19 protein-coding genes, 1 tRNA gene, 9 pseudogenes and 1 riboswitch are annotated in these 21,602 nt (G+C 55.2%); of the genes and pseudogenes, 14 read left to right on the forward strand and 15 right to left on the reverse strand.

Annotated elements, in window-relative coordinates:
* Positions 1 to 19: 19 nt before the first annotated feature.
* Positions 20 to 96: transfer RNA gene (locus tag OAN307_RS14640), tRNA-Asp, on the reverse strand.
* A 234-nt stretch (positions 97 to 330) separates the two neighbouring features.
* On the opposite strand from OAN307_RS14640, the gene OAN307_RS26540 reads away from it, so the two are divergent.
* The 3 genes and pseudogenes from OAN307_RS26540 to OAN307_RS28070 all read left to right on the forward strand — a co-directional run.
* Positions 331 to 1,098 carry a polysaccharide deacetylase family protein gene (locus OAN307_RS26540; protein WP_015500449.1) on the forward strand — a complete coding sequence of 256 codons (768 nt, stop codon included), beginning with the start codon at positions 331 to 333 and terminating at the stop codon, positions 1,096 to 1,098.
* A 143-nt stretch (positions 1,099 to 1,241) separates the two neighbouring features.
* A complete protein-coding gene (locus OAN307_RS14650; protein ID WP_015500450.1) occupies positions 1,242 to 3,350 on the forward strand; it encodes a DEAD/DEAH box helicase in 2,109 nt (702 codons plus the stop codon).
* A 90-nt stretch (positions 3,351 to 3,440) separates the two neighbouring features.
* Positions 3,441 to 4,024 (forward strand): annotated as a pseudogene (locus OAN307_RS28070) (transposase); the annotation flags it as partial.
* A 155-nt stretch (positions 4,025 to 4,179) separates the two neighbouring features.
* On the opposite strand, the gene tnpA reads toward OAN307_RS28070, so the two are convergent.
* The 7 genes and pseudogenes from tnpA to OAN307_RS28085 form a co-directional block, all read right to left on the reverse strand.
* On the reverse strand, positions 4,180 to 4,521 hold the full coding sequence (tnpA, locus tag OAN307_RS14665; RefSeq protein ID WP_015500451.1) for an IS200/IS605 family transposase: 342 nt from the start codon (positions 4,519 to 4,521) through the stop codon (positions 4,180 to 4,182).
* A gap of 173 nt (positions 4,522 to 4,694) precedes the next feature.
* A pseudogene (locus tag OAN307_RS26550) lies at positions 4,695 to 5,064 on the reverse strand (hypothetical protein); the annotation flags it as partial.
* A gap of 83 nt (positions 5,065 to 5,147) precedes the next feature.
* Positions 5,148 to 6,041 (reverse strand): annotated as a pseudogene (locus OAN307_RS31350) (transposase); the annotation flags it as partial.
* 168 nt (positions 6,042 to 6,209) lie between these two features.
* Positions 6,210 to 6,440, reverse strand: a complete 231-nt coding sequence (locus OAN307_RS28080; RefSeq protein ID WP_144055588.1) for a hypothetical protein — start codon at positions 6,438 to 6,440, stop codon at positions 6,210 to 6,212.
* The gene (locus OAN307_RS14690) at positions 6,437 to 6,625 is read right to left on the reverse strand and encodes a hypothetical protein (protein ID WP_015500453.1); all 189 of its coding nucleotides are present in this window, start codon (positions 6,623 to 6,625) and stop codon (positions 6,437 to 6,439) included. The genes OAN307_RS28080 and OAN307_RS14690 overlap by 4 nt, the downstream gene beginning before the upstream one ends.
* Before the next feature lie 152 nt (positions 6,626 to 6,777).
* Positions 6,778 to 7,287, reverse strand: coding sequence for a DUF2269 family protein (locus tag OAN307_RS14695; protein WP_015500454.1), 510 nt, complete (start codon positions 7,285 to 7,287; stop codon positions 6,778 to 6,780).
* A complete protein-coding gene (locus OAN307_RS28085; protein WP_144055589.1) occupies positions 7,284 to 7,508 on the reverse strand; it encodes a hypothetical protein in 225 nt (74 codons plus the stop codon). The genes OAN307_RS14695 and OAN307_RS28085 overlap by 4 nt, the downstream gene beginning before the upstream one ends.
* A gap of 89 nt (positions 7,509 to 7,597) precedes the next feature.
* Here OAN307_RS28085 and OAN307_RS14700 point away from each other — a divergent pair, with 89 nt between their 5' ends.
* The 11 genes and pseudogenes from OAN307_RS14700 to OAN307_RS28100 form a co-directional block, all read left to right on the forward strand.
* Entirely contained in the window at positions 7,598 to 8,146 is a 549-nt protein-coding gene (locus tag OAN307_RS14700) for a TetR/AcrR family transcriptional regulator (RefSeq protein WP_044043821.1), read from the forward strand.
* 106 nt (positions 8,147 to 8,252) lie between these two features.
* Positions 8,253 to 8,536 (forward strand): annotated as a pseudogene (locus tag OAN307_RS30165) (IS66 family transposase); the annotation flags it as partial.
* A gap of 42 nt (positions 8,537 to 8,578) precedes the next feature.
* A pseudogene (locus tag OAN307_RS28090) lies at positions 8,579 to 8,857 on the forward strand (transposase); the annotation flags it as partial.
* A gap of 853 nt (positions 8,858 to 9,710) precedes the next feature.
* Positions 9,711 to 9,824, forward strand: a riboswitch (TPP riboswitch).
* Complete coding sequence (locus OAN307_RS14710; RefSeq protein WP_015500456.1) at positions 9,818 to 10,426, forward strand: YkoF family thiamine/hydroxymethylpyrimidine-binding protein; 609 nt, start codon at positions 9,818 to 9,820, stop codon at positions 10,424 to 10,426. Its footprint overlaps the riboswitch before it by 7 nt.
* A 4-nt stretch (positions 10,427 to 10,430) precedes the next feature.
* Positions 10,431 to 11,219, forward strand: a complete 789-nt coding sequence (locus OAN307_RS14715; RefSeq protein ID WP_015500457.1) for an ABC transporter permease — start codon at positions 10,431 to 10,433, stop codon at positions 11,217 to 11,219.
* Positions 11,216 to 11,971, forward strand: coding sequence for an ABC transporter ATP-binding protein (locus OAN307_RS14720; RefSeq protein ID WP_015500458.1), 756 nt, complete (start codon positions 11,216 to 11,218; stop codon positions 11,969 to 11,971). The genes OAN307_RS14715 and OAN307_RS14720 overlap by 4 nt, the downstream gene beginning before the upstream one ends.
* A complete protein-coding gene (locus tag OAN307_RS14725) occupies positions 11,968 to 12,951 on the forward strand; it encodes an ABC transporter substrate-binding protein (RefSeq protein WP_015500459.1) in 984 nt (327 codons plus the stop codon). The genes OAN307_RS14720 and OAN307_RS14725 overlap by 4 nt, the downstream gene beginning before the upstream one ends.
* A 122-nt stretch (positions 12,952 to 13,073) precedes the next feature.
* Positions 13,074 to 14,113, forward strand: a pseudogene (locus OAN307_RS26570) (IS481 family transposase).
* Positions 14,114 to 14,233: 120 nt separating this feature from the next.
* A pseudogene (locus OAN307_RS28095) lies at positions 14,234 to 15,430 on the forward strand (IS3 family transposase).
* A 390-nt stretch (positions 15,431 to 15,820) separates the two neighbouring features.
* Positions 15,821 to 16,387: an IS3 family transposase gene (locus OAN307_RS31355; RefSeq protein WP_015500460.1), complete on the forward strand. Its 567-nt coding sequence runs from the start codon at positions 15,821 to 15,823 to the stop codon at positions 16,385 to 16,387.
* Positions 16,383 to 16,679, forward strand: a pseudogene (locus OAN307_RS28100) (IS3 family transposase); the annotation flags it as partial. The gene OAN307_RS31355 and the pseudogene OAN307_RS28100, both read left to right, overlap by 5 nt.
* Positions 16,680 to 16,717: 38 nt before the next feature.
* On the opposite strand, the pseudogene OAN307_RS14760 reads toward OAN307_RS28100, so the two are convergent.
* The 7 genes and pseudogenes from OAN307_RS14760 to hisD all read right to left on the reverse strand — a co-directional run.
* Positions 16,718 to 17,152, reverse strand: a pseudogene (locus OAN307_RS14760) (IS110 family transposase); the annotation flags it as partial.
* Positions 17,153 to 17,298: 146 nt separating this feature from the next.
* Positions 17,299 to 18,327 carry a ribonuclease E/G gene (locus OAN307_RS14765; RefSeq protein ID WP_015500461.1) on the reverse strand — a complete coding sequence of 343 codons (1,029 nt, stop codon included), beginning with the start codon at positions 18,325 to 18,327 and terminating at the stop codon, positions 17,299 to 17,301.
* Positions 18,324 to 18,926: a Maf family protein gene (locus OAN307_RS14770; RefSeq protein WP_015500462.1), complete on the reverse strand. Its 603-nt coding sequence runs from the start codon at positions 18,924 to 18,926 to the stop codon at positions 18,324 to 18,326. Before OAN307_RS14770 ends, OAN307_RS14765 begins: the two co-directional genes overlap by 4 nt.
* Before the next feature lie 7 nt (positions 18,927 to 18,933).
* Positions 18,934 to 19,152, reverse strand: a complete 219-nt coding sequence (gene infA, locus OAN307_RS14775) for a translation initiation factor IF-1 (protein WP_044044792.1) — start codon at positions 19,150 to 19,152, stop codon at positions 18,934 to 18,936.
* 177 nt (positions 19,153 to 19,329) lie between these two features.
* A complete protein-coding gene (locus OAN307_RS14780) occupies positions 19,330 to 19,788 on the reverse strand; it encodes an arsenate-mycothiol transferase ArsC (RefSeq protein WP_044043822.1) in 459 nt (152 codons plus the stop codon).
* Between the two features lies 1 nt (position 19,789).
* Positions 19,790 to 20,269, reverse strand: a complete 480-nt coding sequence (locus OAN307_RS14785) for a UPF0262 family protein (protein WP_015500465.1) — start codon at positions 20,267 to 20,269, stop codon at positions 19,790 to 19,792.
* 4 nt (positions 20,270 to 20,273) lie between these two features.
* Positions 20,274 to 21,578, reverse strand: a complete 1,305-nt coding sequence (hisD, locus tag OAN307_RS14790) for a histidinol dehydrogenase (RefSeq protein ID WP_015500466.1) — start codon at positions 21,576 to 21,578, stop codon at positions 20,274 to 20,276.
* Positions 21,579 to 21,602: the final 24 nt, after the last annotated feature.

A 21,602-nucleotide genomic window follows, 5' to 3' on the forward strand; every position in this document is an offset into this window, starting at 1 on the left:
TGGATCAAAGGGACAGCGGTGGCGCGGTTGACGGGACTCGAACCCGCGACCCCCGGCGTGACAGGCCGGTACTCTAACCAACTGAGCTACAACCGCCCACTGTCCGCTGATTTGCATCAACGTGCTGCGCTTCTAGGCACGGCTGCGCACCCCGTCAAGCCACAAGCGCGGCTCAATCGCAGCTTTTCACGCATCAACCGCCACAAGATGCAGTGTGTGTGCGGCGCACGGGCGCTACGCAACCACGAATTCGCGAAAAACCCTTTGATTTCAGGGCAGAATCCCGCCAGCTATCTTATTGTCTGCTTACGAATCCCTGGGGAGGGTCATATGGTACGTCTTTCGCGTCGCCACGCGCTGGTGGCTGGTCTTGGCGCATGCGCTGCAGCTTTGGGTGGCACGCAAGCCAGCGCGCGTGCGCTGATTGCTTTACCTGATGATATCGTGAACGCGGATGCAGCGACGATCAGGGCCGTCAGCACACCGTCCCCTGTGGTTGCCATGACGTTTGATGATGGACCCCACCCAACCCAGACGCCCCGCCTTCTCGATATGCTGCGCGAACGCGGAATTCGCGCCACGTTCTATCTGATCGGCAACCGCGTCGTGCAATATCCAAGCATCGCACAGCGCATTGCCGAAGAAGGCCACGAAATCGGCAATCACAGTTGGTCGCATCCATTTCTTGATCGCATGGCCACGTCGGCCGTCACCCGTGAAATTGACCAGACCAGCGACGCCATTTTTCAAGTCACAGGTCGCCCGCCCGTCACGTTTCGCCCGCCCTACGGCGCATTAACCCGTAGCCAACGCACGGGGCTGCACACGGCACGGGCCCTGCCGACAATCTTGTGGTCTGTCGACCCACAAGACTGGCGTCGTCCCGGTGCCAGCGTTGTCGCCAACCGCATCCTGCAAAACGCCCATCAGGGCAGTATCATCCTCAGCCACGATATCCACCGCGGCACGGTTGACGCCATGCCCCGGACCCTTGACGGCCTCGCAGCGCGCGGACTGCAATTTGTCACCGTCAGTCAGATGATCGGCTGGCCACTCTGGCAAACGCGCACGTTTCGGCGGGTCGTGCAGACGCGTTGAAACCCGAAACTGCATATAAGCCTGCCACCCAAACGCCCTATACAAGCGCGTTCCAACAGGTTAGGGCCGCTCAAACAATCACGCGCGCTCTCATACTCCGTTGGGGGACTGCGCACAAACCCAATGTAGAAAAGTGAAATCTCGTGAAACAGGCTCTTGCTGATGCCATCAAAGCGCGTGGCTACGACACGCTGACCCCCGTCCAAGAGGCGTGCTCTGACCCCGCGTTGGAGGGCCGCGACCTGCTGGTCTCTGCGCAAACTGGATCGGGAAAGACGCTGGGCTTTGGCATTGCCATCGCGCAAAGCCTGCTTGGCGATGCGGAACGCTTTGATCGTGCCGACGCGCCGCTGGCCTTGGTGATCGCACCGACACGCGAATTGGCGTTGCAAGTGAAACGCGAACTGGAATGGCTGTACGAAAAAACCGGCGCGGTGATCGCGTCAACTGTTGGCGGCATGGATATGCGCGACGAACGCCGTGCATTGGGGCGCGGTGCGCATATCGTCGTGTCCACGCCGGGCCGTCTGCGCGACCACATCATGCGCAAATCCATCGACCTGTCTAGCCTCAAGGCGGTCGTGTTGGACGAAGCCGATGAAATGCTCGACCTTGGGTTTCGCGAAGACCTTGAATTCATCCTCGATGAATCGCCCAAAGACCGTCAGACGTTAATGTTTTCGGCGACCGTTCCGGCCTCTATCGCTAAGCTCGCACAGCGCTACCAGCGTGATGCAGAGCGCGTCGCCACGACGACAGGCGAAAAGCAGCACGCGGACATTGAATACCGTGCCTTCTGCGTGTCGGCCCGTGACACCGAAAACGCCATCATCAACGTATTGCGCTACTTTGAGGCGCCAAATGCCATCGTGTTTTGCAACACCCGCGCCACAGTCAACCGCATGACCACCCGCCTGTCCAACAGAGGCTTTAGCGTTGTGGCCCTTTCTGGCGAATTGTCTCAATCCGAACGGACCCACGCGCTGCAATCCATGCGTGACGGCCGCGCCCGGGTTTGTGTAGCCACTGACGTTGCAGCACGTGGCATCGACTTGCCGAACCTCGACCTAGTGATCCACGCAGAACTCCCAACCAACCAAGACACGCTGCTGCACCGCTCTGGCCGTACAGGTCGCGCGGGACGCAAGGGCACATCAGCGATGATCGTCCCACCTGCTGTGCGCAAAAAGGCCGAGCGTTTGTTGGGCTGGGCAAAGCTGACGGCAACCTGGGCCGACGCGCCCTCAGCCGACGAAGTCACCGCCAAAGATGAAGAACGCATGTTGGAAGACACCGATTGGTCCGCCGACGTCGACGAATCGGCACAGGCAATGGTCGCAACGATGGCCGAACGCTTCGCGCCAGAACAGCTCGCCGCAGCTTACTTGCGTCTTTACCGCGAAAAGCACACAGCACCCGAAGAACTGGCCGATGTAGGTGAACCCGCAAAACCACGCCAAGCCTTTGGCCCAAGCGTGTGGTTCTCCCTGCCCGGTGGTCGCGATGCCGGCGCTGAACCGCGCCGCATCCTGCCGATGATCTGCAAAATGGGCAACATCACCAAGGACGACATCGGCGCGATCCGCATCCAGCCTGACATGTCCTATATTGAGGTCCGCGAGGCGTCGGTCAAAACCCTCACCGCCGCACTTGGTACTGATATGACACTGGAAAACGGTGCACCTCTGACTCGCATCGCCAACCCGCCCAGCTTTGAGCGAGGCCCCGCGCGCAAGGATGCCAAACCGCGCTATGATGGTCCAAATTCTGGCGGCAAGCCCGACTACAAAAATAAGGACAAGCCTGCGTATAAGTCAAAAGATAAATCCGACTACAAACCCGCCGCTGAAAAATCCTTTGAAAAGCCCACCGCCAAACCAAGCGGCAACACCACGCCTGTCGATTGGAATGACACATCCACGCCCAAGCCGAAAAAGCCAAAAGTCGGTGCAAAACCAAAATACGACAGCAACAAACCCTTCGCGGGTAAGAACGATAAAAACAAAGCCTCTGACGACACGATCGAACCGATCAAGGCGCGTAAACCTTACGATGGCAATTCTGGCGGCAAACCCAGCGGCAAGCCTTATGCAGGCAAGCCATCTGGCAAGCCCTACGCTGGAAAAGGCCCGAAAACCGACGCAAATGGCACGCCGACACAGAGCAAACCATCCAGCAAGAAAAACCGTGCCCGTCAACTGGCCGCAAAGGGTGGCAACGCCGCCCCGCGCAAACCGCGTACGACGTCCTAAAACCGAGTATTGCTTACTGGCAATCCACCCTAAAAATGGTTGTGTTGAAAACAAGAATTTTTGCGGCAAGATAAGCCAAGGAGATTCACTATGGAAAAATCACGTTATTCAGAGGCGCAGATTGTCTCAGTTTTGAAAGAAGCTGAGAGTGGTGTGCCTGTAACGGTGCTGTGCCGTATCCACGGAATGAGCAGTGTTGCGTTTTTTCAGGGGCGTTCAAAGTATGGGGGCATGCATTGCCAGCAGGCGATTGCGTAGCAATCTGCAGAGAGGGACGCGTCACTCATTTCTGCGATGAAACAATTGCAGGCAGAGAATGCGCGTTTGAAACGTATGTATGCGGATGTGAGCATGCAAAATGCGCTGGTTTATGGAAGCGCTGGCAAAAATGGAATGAGGCCGTCCATTGCCCTGCAGGGTTATGGGTAGCATGATCCCGAGAGGGTTTCTGACGAGAGATGGCCCAACAAGCAGTCGCTGTGCGCGGTGTCAGCATTGCACTGGCATGCCCGCTGCCCGGCAGGGCATGTTTACATGCCTGAGAGGGGGCATTCACGATCTGCCAGCGGTGCTTTCGGTATGTGCCGCTGTTGGCTAACGAAAATGAAGAGATTGAAGATTGGCTGATTGCTTTGACCAAGGCCCGTAAGAACTGGGGTTTTGGGCTGTCTTATCCATCGACTGCCGGGCAGTGAATGAGTGGCTTGGGGTGAATATCTTTCACAGCATTCAGGAGGTACAAGATTACGCCACACAATGGTTGTGGACTTACAACAATCCCTCTCGGGACATACTTCGTATGCCCTGCCGGGCCGTCAACAACTTTCAGCTATAACTCCGAGAAATATCCACGGGCCCAAAACCGCCTTCCCCAATACCGTTTGCGCAACTCTGGGAACTCCATCTGAACCCGCCGCGACGAGCGCCCTTTGATCCGCTGCATCACCTTGGACAGCGCGATCTGTGGCGGGACAGATATGAACATGTGGACGTGGTCACTTGCCAGAACACCCTTCATAATATGCACGCCCATCTCGGCACAAGACTGTCGAATGATATCGCGGATCCGTTCGCGCATCGGCCCGCGCAAAACCTTATGTCGATATTTCGTCGCCCAAACGACGTGATAACGGTGATAAAATCTGGTATGTGATCCTGTAGAATAGGCCATGATCTCTCCTTCACATTTTGAAGCCTTACCCCAATCGGGGCTTCAAAATGTGAAGGAGAGATCATTAGAATTTCCGCTGAAGCGAACCGGCTTAAAGCCGGCGGCTTATCTCCATTGGGGGCTTTGTTGCACAAAGCAGCACGAGGTCTGACTTCCCCTTACCCCTGATGGAGCTACGCTACGACAACGGTTCTGGGGATGCCAAGTGCGGTGAAGCCATTGAGTATCACTGCGCGGATTTGGATTTCCGCAACCTGCCGTTCGAAGTCGCGCGCTGCCAAGCTCTGACCAAGTAGTTTCATACAATGCATCCGCAGCCAGGCAGGGTATTGCGCAGCAATGCCCGAGAGGGTTTGTCTCAACACGACTCCTGCGGTGTTATCCGTTCAAGCGACGCCATTGATGAGCGCGGCCGAGATCCTTTGAGGACTGTACGGCGTCGTTTCGGGCTATGGCCCCCAGCGTATCCGGCTTCCATAGCTTGGCATTCTTGCGTGGCGGTATGACAGCACGGGCATTGCGGGCCGCAATTGCTTCATGACATTTGTGGGGTGACGGGCGTCTTGGAATTGATCCCACGGATCAGTTCAGCCCAGAACGGGCGACGCCCCGGGGCATATGCCCCATCCATTGCCCGGCAATGCATGTTTACATGCACGAGTGGGCGCTGAAACGCTGCAGATCATCTGATCTGGTGCGATCTGATCGAGAAGGTTGGGCAACATGGACGGGTCCCCAATGCTGCTACTGATCATGTCCCTCTCGGCAGATTGCTTTGCAATCGCCTGACGGCAATGGACGGCGCGTATCTCCAACGTTTCTTCATCACCCCCCTCTCGGGACATTGCTGCGCAATGCCCTGCCGGGCAAGGAATGTGGATCTTGCGCCACAACCGGCGTTTCGATCCGCTCTTTGCCCGGCAACACATGCTTGCATGTGTGAGAGGAGGGCTTGCGAGCGTTCCACTTATTGCCCGGCAGGGTTATGCGCAGCATGATCCCGAGAGGGCACCTTCGCCCTCCACTGCCCGGCAAGCGCATCCGCAGGATGCTGCCGATAGGGGGCTTTGATGCCGTACTGTCCGTTGCCCGGCAAGGTATTGCGCAGCAATGCACGAGAGGGGACAAGGAGATTTAACGGGCCTTTTGACCCTTGGTAGGGAATGGCAACCAACAGAGTTTTCTGACGACAACATAACGCGCTGAAATCTGGAGCCTCCCAGTCAAGGTAGATCAATTTCAACAGACTTTCCACAAAGCCTGTCGCCTGCCTCAAAGGCATTCCAAACAGCACTTTCAACGTAAGACAGGTTTGGATCGCCGCATCGCTGTAGCGTGGCTGACGGCCCCGTTTGCCCCCTCACGTCGCGGCAAAGCAGCGACTGCCGGGCAGTGGTCGGTACAGCTTTCCACGTGACCTCTGGGTTGAACCAAATAGTCAGAGACCCGCGCTGTTTCAGGGCCTTGTTGTACTCAGGCCAGTTCCTTGTGCGGTAAATCGGGGGGATAGGTTTGCTCATAAACACAAGCTACCATGCTGGATTCACAACATGAATCCCAAATACATGACTATTTGTGCAACAAAGCCCATACAAATCGTCAAACGTAAGCTGCTTGACTGGCTCTTTTTTCTTAGCTCGCAAGCGAAGGTCGTCGTACTTGTCCAAAGCGTACCGTTTCGCTTCTTCTCAATCCGTTTCGCCCGTGCTTTCTCGCACGTAAGTAACTTTATTTACATAAACGTCCTGCATTTCCCTAACGTGTATGCGCACGTGATAAACGGGGCGCTTGGCATGTTGGCGATGAAACAGAATTACTTGTCCGTCTTTAAGCTCGAATTTGTTCAAGTAGCTTTCACTCATAGCAGTACCGCCAGCATCATTTCCTCGTAAAACAACTGTAAAATCAGTATCTGTCAACGCCGGGCTAAAGCAAGTAGGTAGACGGCTAGCATCTGAAAAGCGCACGTCTCCTGCACCCAAGATACCACCAACCTGTCGTCTTCTTTTGGTGCAATGGCAGCTGTCTCACGAGTTCCGCCAAAGACATGCGCCATGAAGGAAATCAAGGTGATGATGGCGACGATTAAGACAGGAATATTCATAGGTTCAGTTTCCATTTTTAGCTACAAAGGTGGGCTAAACCTACCGCCCCACCTTTACCATCCAATCTGCGAAACAAGGGCCCGAGGTTATCCAAGAACGTTCAAAAAGGAGCGTTTCAGGCATTTAAAACCTGAACACCGAAAGCACGATTTCACGCCTTAATGACCATCCAATACATGTTGGCGAGTGGCACCACGGTTGCCAAGGCTCCAAAAGAAAGCCATATTTTTCCGTACGGCCAGTACCGCTCTGGAATCTCGTCGGTCACTGTAAATTTTTGCGACATGCGGGACTGGATAATCTGTATTGGGATCAAAACAACAACCCAGATTACTCCCGAAATTATGAACAGCGTATACCCCCACCACAACCAACGCTGCGCATAAAGTTCCTCCATGATGTTCTCCTTCATATGGAAAACCATACCACATCCAGCAATCGCCAAAATGACCACTCCACCAAAGGTAAATACCATGTCCGTCAGAACGACCTGTCTTTGCGCAAATGCGATGACACGGTAATCACCTGTCCGGTCTGCCATCACCCTCCACCACGCGGTGACAATGATATTCCCCATAAAAAGAATGATCCCGAACAGGTGCAGGATTTTTAGAGCATTATAATCAAGGTACCCTGCGATAATTCCACCAAATACGCTCATTCTTCGCCGTGCCCGTGCTGTGTGGCCGCGCGTGAGTTCAACCATCGGGAAATGGCCCCCTGCTTCCACATCCAGACACCAGAAAGTGCCAAAGCCGGAAAGGCCACCCATTGCGCGAGGCCCATGACGACAGCGGTATTTCCATAAAGTGCCCACCCGATTAAACCAGAGCCAATCAGGTGGAGTGTCCGCAACTGCGGCCTTTGTTTTATCGTTATCATGTTATTCCCTCTTTTGCTTGCTAGGGTATGGACAGTGCGTCTCAAGAAGTGCACGTTGTAAACATAAGCAGGATGTGAGCATTGTCAACATGTCAAAACCCTATCACCATGGCGAATTGCGCAACGCGCTGATTGCAGCTGGCACGGCTGCGCTTGAAGAGACCGGAAACGCCGATATTTCGTTGCGTGAAACTGCGCGGCGTGCCGGTGTCTCCCCCACTGCAACCTACCGGCACTTTGCCTCCAAAGAGACTCTGCTCGCCACCATCGCAGGCAACGGCTTCGTAGATCTTGGACAGCGGTTTGCCGAGGCTGAAGATGGTCTTGCTGGATTTGGCCGTGCCTATATCGGGTTTGCCCGCGACCGCCCTGCCATGTTCCAGCTCATGTTTGGCGGAGCTTATTCGATTGGCACATTAAGCGAGGGTGAGCAGAAGGTCGGGCATAATGCTTACGGCGTCTTGATCGACGCCGTTGCTAAACATGCAGAGCTGCCGCCTGACGACCCGAAGGTTCTCAGACGCGCTGTCCGCGTTTGGTCACTCGTGCATGGCTACGCGATGCTGCTGTTGGACGACCGGTTGCCGGATGCTGCACAATCGGATGCATTTCTAACCGAAATGCTCAGTCAAAATTAAGGCGCAGTAGTTTCAACTGATTTGAATGCTCTCGAAGCGTCTCCTATCCGCTAAATCAGGCTACTAGCTGTTCCATTCCGGATGATCACATTGAGGGCCGAAGCTTTACTTCTGGGCGTTCGCCCGCGACGATCGCTCCTGGAATGGACGGGAACCACCGGGCTTCGCCTTGACCTATGCGCCGGGGCGTGCGGAAAAATACGCACCCGGGTTGTTGCAGGGATTTGGTAGCATCCTGAAAGTACCCTCTCGGTGATGCTGCGCAACACCTGTCAGATAATAAACGGCTATGCAGGGTACAACCGCGTGCTGGACCTGCGGGATAATGCGCCGATCCAATTGGCGTATTACTGGGCGCATGCCCGTCGTAAACTTCATGGACTAAGCAGAAGGGCATCGATCAACTGCTTTGCAATCAACTGTCAGGCAACGGACAGCGGCCCAGAATACATCAGTGGGACCTTGATGACATGGGCCGAAAAACACGGTGTTCGGCTTGAACACATCCAGCCAGGCAAACCTCAGCAGAACGCCTATATCGAGCGATACAATCGCACCGTTCGTGGCGAATGGTTGAGCCAGTACATCTTTGAAACGATCGAGGAGGCCCAAAACCAGGCGACAGAATGGCTCTGGACTTACAACAATGAGAGACCCAACATGGGCATCGGCGGCATAACACCCGCAATGAAACTGAAAACAGCCGAGTGAATTCTACGGCTGAGCCCTATTAAAAATGGGGGAATTACCCACTGTTCTCCATCATTAGTGGAAACAAGGCTTCTGGCTCTGGGGCGGAGTACCGAGTCCCGACCTCAATCCCCCTCGCTTGTTACCACCGTAAAACCCTATTCGATCGCCACCCCGGATACCCGCTGCGAGGCGCTCCCGAACTGCGAACAACCAGTGTGTAGGGCAGGATTTAGAAACGTCTGAAACGTCGCGCTCTGCGCCCCCCGCGACGGCTAGGAAACGCTGGGAAGGACCCGAAGCCAGAACGCCTTGGAAACATTCTAGTTCTCTACTGGAAACAGACAACCGGACAATCGGGGGACGCTTGGCATCCCGTGACACCGCGACACCTTGAGACCGGGACCGGGACCGGGACCGGGACCGCGTGGCACCAGGTCGCGCGCCATTAGACAACCGCAAACATGCGACGCCACCACGACTCAATCGCCACGCGATTGGGTACGGGAGGCATCCGCCCACCCGAGCGTGTGAGATCGCGTTTGGCGCTGACCCTTATTGAACGTAAGGAGATATCGAGGGATATTGTGCGCCTGCAGCGAGGGTCCGCCATGAGTTCAGATCGCGTATTTTCTGCAGTGCAGCGAATGGCCGATTGTACGGCGGGATCAGATTAGTCGGGGGTGTTTTAGATAGACACCAATGTATTCAGGCAGCGGATTGTTATATCTGTTTTGGTGATTGATTAGAAATGAGTGCAGGTCCAATCGTAGCGTTCAGACAATTTCTTAGAAATCTGTGGCGCGCATTCAGCCACCTGACGAAAATAGTTCGTGAACCCGCTTGTATACCTGCACTCGAATTGTTTAAGTCAGTATCACCACAGGGGTGTCGCATAATGCTGCGGCTGAGATTTGGGCGACAAGCCCACGGACCCTCAAAGCTGATCTGGATAATGCCAGCGTAGCAAGGAGGACTGATATGTTTGCAGGCGCACAAATTTCACTTTATCCGATGACCGACGGGTTCGTTGATGTCATTTTGACATCGCTGGTCGCGCTTGATCCTTGGCGAGACCGGTTGCGGATTGAGACCGATGATATTTCGACGCTGATTGTCGGTCCACCCGAGGTTTTGTTTCCCGCATTGCGCGATCTTTACGTGGCTGCCGCCAAATCAGGGCAGCACGTGGTTTTACGCGCCACCCTATCGCGTGGATGTCCGGGAGAGCCGGATGACCCGATCTGCCTGACGAGCGCGCTGGCCAACCCATCCGAGCCGCTGGCGTCACGGCAAGAGGCGTCACTTGCTGCTTTGGCCGCGACCCGTGAATTGGGTCAGGCAGCAGACGCGCAATTTTCGCTGTATGTGATGGGTGAGGGCGATCATATGGCTGAAATCATGGGCTGCATCGACTTTCTAAAGCAAAGCGGAACGTTTGACCGGTCCAAGAATTTCTGCACGCGCCTGACGGGTGATGCGGGGCCCGTGTTCGGGACGCTGCAACAGGCGTTTTGCCAGTTTGGCCCGCCAGATGGACATGTCACAATCGATCTAACGGTGTCCGCCAACAGCCCCTCCAAGCGCTGATCTGATGCAAAATTTCTTACCTCACCCCACGGGCGGAGGTCTGGCACGCGGCATCCCTGCCGTCTTAAGTGTGGCCAGCGCCTTCGTTATTTGGGAAATCTACGTCCGTGTGTCAGGCATTTCCCCTCTGATGCTGCCTGCACCGTCAAGGGTACTGGGACAGATAGTGCTGAACCGCGCGCTTTTGTGGGACAACACCCTGCCCACGATCACGGCCACACTAGCTGGCTTCACTTTGTCGCTCGCGGTGGCTTTTGTGCTGTCGATTGTGCTAGATTTCATGCCATGCGTGCGGCGGGCGCTGTTTCCGATTTTTGTGGTCAGCCAAACCTTGCCACTGGTCGCCATCGCTCCGCTTGTGGTGTTGTGGTTCGGGTTTGATCTTACACCCAAGATTTTACTGGTCGCGCTTGTGACGTTTTTTCCGATGTTGGTGGCACTGGTTGACGGGTATGAATCGACAGACCCCGAAATAGAAGACTTGCTGCGGTCCATGGGGGCGTCGCGCCGTGTTGTGTTTCGAACAGCGCGCCTACCGTCCGCGATGCCTTACTTTTTCGCGGGGTTGCGTATCTCGATAACCTACGCCGTTGTTGCGGCGATCTTTGCTGAATATGTCGGTGCGCGTGCGGGTCTGGGGATCGTGATCCTGAACGCCAAGAATAGCTTTCGCCCTGATCTCGTGCTGGCCGCTGTCGTGATCAGTTCGGCGCTGACGTTGGTATTGTTTGCGATCACGGCCACGCTGCAACGCGTCGTCTTACGCTGGCGAAACGTCGGTGATGGTCGATGAGCATTTTGAACATGCAAGGTGTTGGCGTCACGTTGGGCAACACTGAGGTCCTTGCCGATATTTCCATGTATCTGGCGCAGGGTGAGTTTGTTTCCATTCTTGCCCCATCGGGGGCAGGGAAATCCACGATCTTTCGGCTGCTCACAGGTGCGCTGCGCCATGATCGCGGCACGATCACCTGCGATGATCGCCTGCTTGATCAAAACACGCCGAACTTTGCTTTCATGCCGCAGCGCGACGCCTTAATGCCATGGCGGCGCATCTTGGGTAATCTGACCTTGGGGTTGGAGGTTCAGGGCATGGCGCGCAAAGACGCGCGCGCCCGCGTTGTGCCGTTGCTTTCTGATTTCGGCTTGAAGGGTTTTGAGCAACACTACCCCGCCCAGCTATCGGGTGGCATGCGCCAGCGCGCGGCATTGTTACGTACGATCATCCAAACACGGCCCGTCCAGCTGTTGGATGAACCGTTCGGCGCACTTGATGCGCTGACCCGAACGCAAATGCAGACGTGGTTTGAGGAACGCTGGCGCGCTGCCCGCTGGACCACCCTGCTCGTTACCCACGATGTACGCGAGGCTGTGGCATTGTCCGATCGGATCTATGTTTTGTCGCGCCGCCCGGCCCGTGTGATCGCCGAAGTCGCCGTGCCTGCGGCGCGGCCCCGTCTTGGGCAGCCCGTCCACGCGGATGCCCATGCACTAGAGGCGCATCTGCTCGAAATCCTACTTAACCAAACTGGAGATACACCATGAAACATTTACTTTCTGCCGCCTTCCTCTGCGCAGCGTTGCCTGTCGCGGCCCAGGAGACCGTCAGCGTTGCGCTGGATTGGACGCCAAACACCAATCATGTAGGCTTGTATGTGGCGCAGTCGAAAGGCTGGTTTGACGAGGCCGGATTGGATGTCGATGTTTTACCATACACCGATACCTCGTCGGGTGTCTTGGTGGCGACGGGCGTCGCAGAATTTGGTATCTTAAGCGCTGTCGGATTTCACAGTCAGCGCGCGACAGGTGCGGATATGACTGTAGTGATGGCCGTTGTGCAGCATGAAACTGGGCGGTTGGTGTTCAATGGCGAACGCGACGATATCCAACGCCCAGCCGATCTGGACAGTAAGATATACGCAGGATTTGGCAGTGCTTGGGAAGAGGCGCTCATTTCTACGATCATCCGCAATGATGGTGGCAAAGGTACGTTTGATACGGTCACACTAGGCACTTCGGCCTATGAGGCACTGGCCAATGGCCGCGTTGATTTCACGCTTGAAGTCAGCACATGGGAAGGCGTGAATTCGGCTTTGCTGGACCGTCCACAACGGGCCTTTCGATATGCGGATTACGGTGTTCCAGACCAGCATACGACTTTCCTGGGTGGTAACGGGACTTGGTTGGCCGCTAACCCAGAAACAGCACGCGCATTCGTTCAGGCGGCACAGCGTGGCTATGAATACGCGGCCAAAAATCCAGCAGATGCCGCTGAAATCCTGATCGCTGAGACGGCGGGAATGTTGTCGAGACCAGAGCTGGTGCGTGCCTCAATGGAGGCTTTGGTTACGGGTGGCTATCTTCAAGACCCCGGCGAGCCTGCTGGGCTGATCGACGACGAAATGTTCGCCAACATCACGGAGTTTTTGTTTGAGGCGGGCATTCTGCGTGACGAAGACGGCACACCGCTTACAACAATGCCGGATGTCTCGAGCTGGTATACAAACGACTATCTGGCGCGTTGATAGCGGCATCATGACTGTGGGTTGGGGTTTGAATCGGTGCGATCGGGTCAAAATCCAACCCCTAGGTTTTTGATCCCCTGGTTTGATGGTGCGATCTATTCTTTGGAATGGAAGGAAGCATTATGGGACAAATACGTCATGGCTGCGCCACGACTACGCACGCCATCAGAGCAACAATACAGCGATCGCAAGCTACGACCGCAGCTTTGAGTCGAGAACTTGGTATAAATGTCAAAACGGTCTCCAAATGGCGCAAGCGCAAAACTGTAGAAGACCGCAAGACTGGCCCCACGGACCCCAGTTCGACCGTTCTCAGCGCGGGTGAAGAGGCGATGATCGTCTCTTTTCGACGTCATACGCTCCTACCGCTGGATGATTGTCTTTATGCCTTGCAGCCAACTATCCCACATCCATTGCCCGGCAGTTGCTTGCGGAGCAAGCAATGAGAGGGGGACGCGATCTTCCCTGCATCGTTGTTTGCAACGGCATGGGATATCCCGACTGCCAGATATGGAGGGCGACAAGCCGAAACGACAAAAGTTCAAACGCTATCCGATCGGATATTTTCATATCGACATTGCAGAGTTGCGCACCAACGAAGGAAAACTTTATCTCTTTGTTGCCATTCATTGCCCGGCAGTGAATCGCAAAGCGATGTCACGAGAGGGACCGAACCAGCAAGTTTGCCGTGGCACGGCTTGTAGAAAAAGCAAATCGCAAGACGGCCTGGGAGTTCCTGGAGGCTGTGCTGGAAGCGGTGCCATACAAGATCCACACAATTCTGACGGACAATGGCATTCAATTTTGTGAGCAACCACGTAACCGGAACACACCATATTCACGGCCTATGCGGTTCGACATGATCTGCGATGCCAACAGGATTGAGCACCGGCTGACCAAGCCCAACCATCCATGGACCAATGGCCAGGTTGAGCGGATGAACCGCACGATCAAGGACGCAACAGTCAAGCGGTATCACTATGACAAGCATGATCAGCTGCACACCCATCTCGCAGACTTCATAGCGGCCTACAATTTTGCTCGAAGGCTGAAGACGCTCAACGGCCTGACGCCGTACGAATACATCTGCAAGATAGGGACTTCAGAACCAGAAAGATTCATCGTTAATCCGATCCAACAGATGCCGGGACCGAACACCTAGCTGTCTATTTAGTGTTGTTGATGTTTTCGTCGGGTTTTGATTATTTATCCTATCTGAAGTGGTCCGGCAAAACTGGACAGCGTGCTAAGATGTATCCAACACGAACGAATGGATACGAGAATGACAAAGCGACGGAACTTTTCAGACAACTTTAAAGCTACTGTGGCGCTTGAGGCGCTGCGCGGTGACAAGACGGTTCAGGAGATTGCGGCCAAGCGGCAGCTCCACCCAACGCAGGTGAGCACATGGAAACGACAGGCGATCGAAGGCATGGCCGGGTTTTTTACCGACAAGGTCAAAAAGGCTGAGAACAAGGTCGGTGAGATTAAAGAGCTGCACGCCAAGATTGGTCAGTTAGCGGTGGAGAACGTTTTTTTGTCACAAGGGCTGAAGACAGGTTATTTCGCTAAAGCGAATTCACCGGGGTGAGCCCATCAAAACGCCGCGAGATGATCCGCAAAGAGAACACAAAACTGAGCCTGACGCGCCAGTGTAAGCTGCTCAAGATCAGCCGTTCGTCGATCTATTACACACCAGTTGGGGTGAATGCTGAGACGCTTAAGCTGATGCATGAGATTGATCGGATATTTACGAAATATCCATTCTTTGGCAGCCGACAGATAGCAGCCTATTTGCCCCAGTCAGGGTTCTCTGCGGGTCGGCATCGTGTTCGTCGCCTGATGAACATCATGCCTTGCCCGGCAGGCGATGCAAAGCATCGCTGAGAGGGGGGTTGCAGGCCATCTACAAGGGGCCGAACACCAGCAAGAAGCACCCACAGCACCGCATTTATCCATACCTGCTGAGAAAGTTGGCAATCACCCGACCCAATCAGGTCTGGTGCAGCGACATCACCTACATACCCGTCAAGAATGGTTTTTTGTATCTGGTGGCGATCATGGACTGGGCAACGCGAAAAGTGCTGACTTGGCGGCTCTCAAATACGCTGGATGCTAGCTTCTGTGTTGAGGCGCTGGAGGAGGCTATCGCCCGATACGGCAAGCCAGAGATCATGAACACGTCCAGGGCAGCCAATACACTGGTGCGGGTTGGATCACAACTTTGACCGAAGCCAACATCAAAATATCAATGGACGGACGCGGCCGCTATCTCGGCAAAATCTTCATCGAACGTCTGTGGCGATCCCTGAAGCAGGAGGCCGTTTACTTGCATGAAATCACCGATGGGTTCCAAGCAAAACGGATCATCGATACATGGATTGGGTTCTACAACTCAGAACGCCCTCACACGGCCCTTGATAAGCGAACACCGGACATCGCATACTTTGGCCATGCGGAGATACGAAAAACGGCATGAACATAAATCAGATGCATCTTAGCCAAGCCACATACCTGTCCTGAAAAGCAGGACCACTTCAGGGGTACTTTACCCCTGTCCGTGAAAGGGGCACCAGATGGGACAACAGCGGCGGAAGTACACAGACGATTATAAGGCCGGGGCAGTTGAGTGACTGTACGCGCCTGGGGCGACGCAAGGCTGCGTTGCCAAGGAGCTCGGGATTACTGGTCCACAGCTGAAGACGTGGCGGCTTGAGATCGAGGCATTTGGCTCAGTTGAAGCCAAACTGCGTCAGCAAGCCGATGCGGCTGAATTGGTCCGCCTTCGCAAAGACAACAAGCGGCTTGCTCAGGACGTGGAGATTTTGCACAAAGCATCCGCTTTTTTCGCAACGCGGGCGGTGAAACCATGACGAGCAAGCGCACTTTCATCACTGCCCATAAAGCGCAATATGCGGTTTCAATATTATGCCGTCTCCTGGAGATATCCCGGGGCTGGTTCTACGGATTTCCAGCCAGTCAGCCTGCACGCGATCAACGTCAAGTTAATCGTGAGGCCCGAGATCAGGAGTTGCTTCCCAAGATTAAAACCTTCTTCAAGGTCAGTAAGAAATGCTATGGATCAAAGCGTATTCACCAAGACTTGCTGGCGGATAGTGAGGTCGTCTCTGAACGTCGTGTTGCCAGAATAATGAAGGAAAACAAGGTGTCTTCGCTTCTTCGCAAGCGTAGAAAGCCAATCACGACGGACAGCGATCATGAGCTGAAGCCTTCCATTGCCCCCTCTCACACATACTGCGTATGTGCTGCCGGCAATGGGCAGGCGATTGCGAAGCAATCTGCCGAGAGGGGCCAAACTTGCTGGAACAGAAGTTCCACAGCCAGACGCCTAATACCGTTTGGCTGGCCGGCATCACCTATATCGACACCCCCTCTCGGGATCATGCTTCGCATAACCCTGCCGGGCAGTGGATAGGGGCCGCCAATATGCTGCTGGGGACTATCGCAAGTTGATCAAAAAGGCGAAGCTTACCCAGTCCATGAGCCGCAAGGGCGAGTGCCTCGACAATGCACCTATGGAGAGTTTCTTTGCCTCACTGAAAAAGGAACTGGTGCACCATCAGCGCTTCAAAACACGCGCCCAGGCCAAGGCTGTAATCTTTGAATACATCGAGGTATTCTATAACCGCCAGCGTCGCCATTCCGGCGACGGATATCAAACGCCGCAACAGGCCTTCAATAATATGACTTGGGAAATGGCCGCATAGGGTCAATAAATAAACTGTCCGGTTTCAGGGACGAAGTTCAGCAGAGCCCGTGCGCGATTGAGTGACAAAAAAGCTTGCTGTTCAACGGTCTTTATCGCAACAAACCGCCCTCTCGGTGAATACAAGCTTCACCTGCCGGCAATGATCGTCGGGCGTGTCACCGCTTCACAAATGGCCTCTGCATCGATCGCATCAGACTTGCCGCGCTTGACGTATGGTTTGACATAAATCGGTGGGATCAGGCGGACATCGTGGCCCAACACTGTTAACTCCCGAGCTCAATGATGCGCACTGCTACAGGCCTCCATGCCAATCAGGCAGGGATCAATCTTGGAGAAGAACGGCAATAGCTGTGCGCGTCTCAAAGGCCGGTTGAAGGCGACCTCTTCGTCTTCAGTGATCCCATGAACTTGAAAAATGTTCTTGGCCAACCTCTCAGCGATTACTGCGCATTCGCCTGCCGGTCGATGGATCAACGCCTATTGTGGTAACTTGCATGGGGTGGCTCCTGTCATAAGTAAGTTTCGACACATACATTATCGCGCATTGCGACGCTGGTTGGAGCAGGAGCCACCCACCCCATCAGCATGGGTCTCTTTTTTACAGATAGGACAGGCCATTACAGCGCCTCCATCGGGATTGGCAGCCTTTCGCGTTTGCGCTGCAGCTCATAGTGGCCCAGTGGGGTCCAGCCAACCAATGCTGTGTCGATGCTGTCGGCGCGAAACGCACTGCGCAGTGACGATTCAATCTGCTTGCGGTGCGCCTTGGACATTGGTGCCATATCAATCACCACCTGCCCGCCAAGCCCGCGCAAGCGCAATTCGCGTGGCAGTGCCTTTGACGCCGCTATGTTGGCCTTCAGCGAAGACGCTGGCGATGTATCGCCGCCCGTGTTCACGTCTACCGCGATCAATGCGCGCGTGGGTTCGACATACATAAACGCTGACGCTTCAAGCCCGACACGCGCAGAACTCAGCGCCGTCATCTGGTCCAACACGCCGTGGTGTTCAAACCCACCTGCGTCCGTCACAACTGTCGCGGGTTCGACCCATTCGCGCCACGCCAAACCATGTGGCCCATCGCCGTCTGTCAACGCTTCGGCCACACCATCGCTGTCCGCCATAATCGCAGATGCCATAGCGTCCATCGCGGCGATGTCTTCGATGATATCTGCGTCTGCCCCGCCTTCACAGGAGGAGCGCAAGATCAAACCGAACCCCTCGCTCACGCCCTCATCATGGGCGCAGGCCAAAACGCGGTTCCGCACGTCATCATCCTTGATCGAGCGGCTGACGTTGATCCCCAATTTCCCGGGCGTCACAATGGCATAGCGCGATTTGAACAGCACACGGTCGGTTACAGGAATGGCTTTGCCATCGTCGGCGTAGCCGGTTACCTGCACCAGTATAGCCTGTCCGGGCGCGAGCCCCTTTCCTTGGCGCAGAAATGCCGTCTCACCGTCCGGCAGGCGCAGCATCATGCCACCCTGCCCTTTCAACGGACGATCACAAATCGCACGAAAAATCGCACCCGGGCGCGGCGCGCCCTCATCGTCGATCATCAAATCTTGCAGTTTTCCATCGACCAGCAGCGCCGCCGCTTCACGGCCCGCCACGTGGTCCAGAACGATCATCCGTCCCTTCATGAATTTTCCTTTATGTTCTGCGGCACCTGTTGGGACCACATCACCAAACCTGATGATTGTAATAAATTCGCGGTCTCCGCCAACGGCAGCCCGACCACCCCCGAATAAGATCCAGAAATCCACGGAATAAACGCGCTGGCTGGTCCTTGAATGGCATAGCCACCCGCTTTGCCGCGCCAGTCGTCCGTTGCAATATAGCCTGCGATCTCAACGTCACTCAGGCGTTTCATCTTCACGTCCGTCACGACATCCTTCACGCGGATACCATTCGGCGTTTTGACCGCAATTGCAGTAATCACTTTATGGCGACGCCCCGACATCAGCCGCAAAAACGCCTCAGCCTCAACTGCGTCAGCAGGCTTGCCCAAAATACGGCGACCCACCGCCACCGTGGTATCCGCGCAAAGCACGACCTCATCATCCGCGCACACGGATGCCTGCGCCTTTTCCTGCGCCATGCGCCGCACGTAGTCGCGCGGTTTTTCAGCCTCTTTCGGGTCTTCGTTAATCTCAGGTGCGCGCACAGCATAGGGCGTCAGCCCAAGCTGCGCCAAAAGCTCCAACCGTCGCGGGGAACCGGAGCCTAAAATAAGTCTCATCCGAGAATTATTTGAACCGATAATTGATCCGACCCTTGGTCAAATCATAGGGGGTCATCTCGACCTGCACCTTGTCGCCTGAAAGGACACGGATGCGGTTCTTTCGCATCTTGCCTGCCGTATGCGCGATGATCGTATGGCCGTTTTCCAGCTCGACCAGGAATGTCGCGTTCGGCAAGAGTTCTTTTACGACGCCTGGAAATTCGAGCAGTTCTTCCTTGGCCATGTTCTCTCCATCAAAAACGTCCGCGAACTTGCGGACAGGGGGTAAATGCGCTGGGGCGCAGGGATTTTCAAGGGCTAACTGAACCTTAACCCTTGTAATGTCTTTGATGCGCGCAATCACCGACCCCGAATTTTGGGCAAACCATGCAACACATGGGCAAAGATTTTTACGAAACTGTCATTCTTCGCTATCCCCGTTGCCCCAACGGGCGATCAGGCGGCTATGGATTTGGTCGCGGGCCTGGCGATAGGACGCCAGACGGTCGTCGCGGCCTTCGCCCAACCCCGTTGGGTCCAAAATTGGCCAGTATTCAACATCAAGGTGCGCATGGCGCGTCAATTCCTGTGCGCGGCGCTGGCTGGCGGGCGATAAAGCGACAACCAAATCGAACGACGACAAATCATCACCCCATTGCACCATTTCATCAAAAGACCGGCTGCGGTGGCGCGAAAGCTCAATCCCCAATTCCATGCACACCGATACTGCGAAACCATCAATATCAAGGTCGGACTTTACACCTGCAGATTGAAGATAAACGCCTGTTCCATACAACTTTTTCGCTAAACCTTCAGCCATGGGCGAGCGCACAGAATTGTGGTCACAACAAAATAGAATGGACTGTGGCAATCGATCCAAACTAGCCCCCGAAATGCAAAACACAGATGAGCGTAAACAGGCGTCGGGAGGTGTCATAGTCGACCTCCGCCTTCCCCTCCAGACGCTCTTGTAGGATACGCGCACCCTCATCGTGGATGCCACGCCGCGCCATATCAATCGTCTCAATCTGGTTTGGGGCGGCGGTTTTGACCGCGTCAAAATAGCTTTCGCAGATCAGGAAATAATCTTTCACGACTTGGCGGAACGGGCCGAGGGACAGATGAAACTCACCCGCAGCTTCACCATTTTCGGTATTTATTTCGAATACCAATCGCTTTTGACGGATTGAAAGCCCCAACCGATACGGCCCAATCGGAACCTCCTTGCTGTCGCGCTCAGGCAGAACAAAGGAGTTGTCCTCAAGCAGATCGAACATCGCCACTTTGCGTTCTTGTTCAATCTCGGGCGTCGGCGGCGGTAGCGCACTGTCGTCCAGATCAATGTGGATTATCTTTGCCAATGCCCTAACCCCGGTTCAACTTGTCGATCCTAGCACGCACGCTAAGCCCATGAGCTTGCAAACTTTCGGAAATGGCAAGCCGTTCTGCAGCCGGACCGATCGCCGCCAGCGCATCGGGCGTCATTTTTGCAAGCGTTGTACGTTTGAGGAAATCCATCACCGACAACCCGCTTGAGAACCGCGCCGACCGCGCCGTCGGCAGCACATGGTTCGGCCCGCCGACATAGTCGCCAATGGCTTCTGGCGTCCAAGCGCCAATAAATATCGCGCCAGCGTGGGTGATCTGATCAGCCAGACTATCGGCATCCGCGACGCAAATCTCAAGATGCTCAGGTGCAATTCTATCTGATAACACAACGGCTTGCGCCATGTCTTTCACTGTAATAATTGCGCCGTAATCACGCCAGCTTGGCCCCGCCACCGCGCGGCGTTCCAATGTCAGCAATCGCGCCTCGATTGCACTTGCCACGGCCTGACCGAAAGCAGCGTCATCCGTGATCAGGATCGACTGCGCGTTCTCGTCGTGTTCAGCCTGTGACAGCAAATCAAGCGCGATCCAGTCGGGGTCATTGTCTTTATCAGCAATCACTAAAATTTCTGATGGCCCCGCGATCATGTCGATCCCGACCTTGCCAAACACCCGCCGTTTCGCCGCCGCGACATAGGCGTTGCCCGGACCAGTGATCTTATCCACGGGTGCTATCGTTTCGGTGCCATAGGCCAGCGCCGCCACCGCCTGCGCACCACCGATACGGTAAATTTCGTCCACGCCCGCGATCCGCGCCGCCATCAGGACAAGGGGGTTCACCGCCCCGTCCGGCGTCGGCACAACCATCGCCAACCTCCCCACGCCAGCAACCTTCGCAGGCACCGCGTTCATCAAAACTGATGATGGATAGGTCGCAATACCGCCGGGAACATACAATCCAGCAGCCGACACAGGCGTCCAACGCCACCCCAGCGACGCACCCGCATCGTCCGTCCAGAATGCATCTTCGGGCATTTGGCGCAGGTGATAATCCCGAATGCGCGTCGCTGCCAATTCAAGCGCTGCACGGTCTTCGTCGCTAACCTGCGCGCAATAATCTTCAATCTCAACACTGGTGAACCGCAGGCCATCTGCGTCCAAGTGCAATCGATCAAATTTCGCCGTTAAGTCAAGAACAGCCGCATCCCCGCGCGCGCGCACGTCTGCAATGATGTCCGCAACAACAGCGTCCACATCTGGCGAATCCTCGCGCTTAGCGCCAAGCAACGCCTGAAATGCGGTCTCAAAATTACTGTCTGATATCTCTAAAAACTGTGGCATTTAGAACTCCTGCTGTCTGACACC

Source organism: Octadecabacter antarcticus 307, from assembly GCF_000155675.2.
Taxonomy (GTDB): Bacteria; Pseudomonadota; Alphaproteobacteria; order Rhodobacterales; family Rhodobacteraceae; genus Octadecabacter; species Octadecabacter antarcticus.

Bases quoted from the DNA above. Each gene is read 5' to 3' on its own strand.
- OAN307_RS14690 (WP_015500453.1), bottom strand. From the start codon at position 6,625: ATGAATATTCCTGTCTTAATCGTCGCCATCATCACCTTGATTTCCTTC.
- tnpA (WP_015500451.1), bottom strand. From the start codon at position 4,521: ATGGCCTATTCTACAGGATCACATACCAGATTTTATCACCGTTATCAC.
- OAN307_RS14695 (WP_015500454.1), bottom strand. From the start codon at position 7,287: ATGAGCGTATTTGGTGGAATTATCGCAGGGTACCTTGATTATAATGCT.
- OAN307_RS14720 (WP_015500458.1), top strand. From the start codon at position 11,216: ATGAGCATTTTGAACATGCAAGGTGTTGGCGTCACGTTGGGCAACACT.
- infA (WP_044044792.1), bottom strand. From the start codon at position 19,152: ATGGCCAAGGAAGAACTGCTCGAATTTCCAGGCGTCGTAAAAGAACTC.
- hisD (WP_015500466.1), bottom strand. From the start codon at position 21,578: ATGCCACAGTTTTTAGAGATATCAGACAGTAATTTTGAGACCGCATTT.
- OAN307_RS14715 (WP_015500457.1), top strand. From the start codon at position 10,431: ATGCAAAATTTCTTACCTCACCCCACGGGCGGAGGTCTGGCACGCGGC.
- OAN307_RS31355 (WP_015500460.1), top strand. From the start codon at position 15,821: ATGACGAGCAAGCGCACTTTCATCACTGCCCATAAAGCGCAATATGCG.
- OAN307_RS14710 (WP_015500456.1), top strand. From the start codon at position 9,818: ATGTTTGCAGGCGCACAAATTTCACTTTATCCGATGACCGACGGGTTC.
- OAN307_RS14765 (WP_015500461.1), bottom strand. From the start codon at position 18,327: ATGAAGGGACGGATGATCGTTCTGGACCACGTGGCGGGCCGTGAAGCG.
- OAN307_RS14700 (WP_044043821.1), top strand. From the start codon at position 7,598: ATGTCAAAACCCTATCACCATGGCGAATTGCGCAACGCGCTGATTGCA.
- OAN307_RS26540 (WP_015500449.1), top strand. From the start codon at position 331: ATGGTACGTCTTTCGCGTCGCCACGCGCTGGTGGCTGGTCTTGGCGCA.
- OAN307_RS28085 (WP_144055589.1), bottom strand. From the start codon at position 7,508: ATGATAACGATAAAACAAAGGCCGCAGTTGCGGACACTCCACCTGATT.
- OAN307_RS14725 (WP_015500459.1), top strand. From the start codon at position 11,968: ATGAAACATTTACTTTCTGCCGCCTTCCTCTGCGCAGCGTTGCCTGTC.
- OAN307_RS14770 (WP_015500462.1), bottom strand. From the start codon at position 18,926: ATGAGACTTATTTTAGGCTCCGGTTCCCCGCGACGGTTGGAGCTTTTG.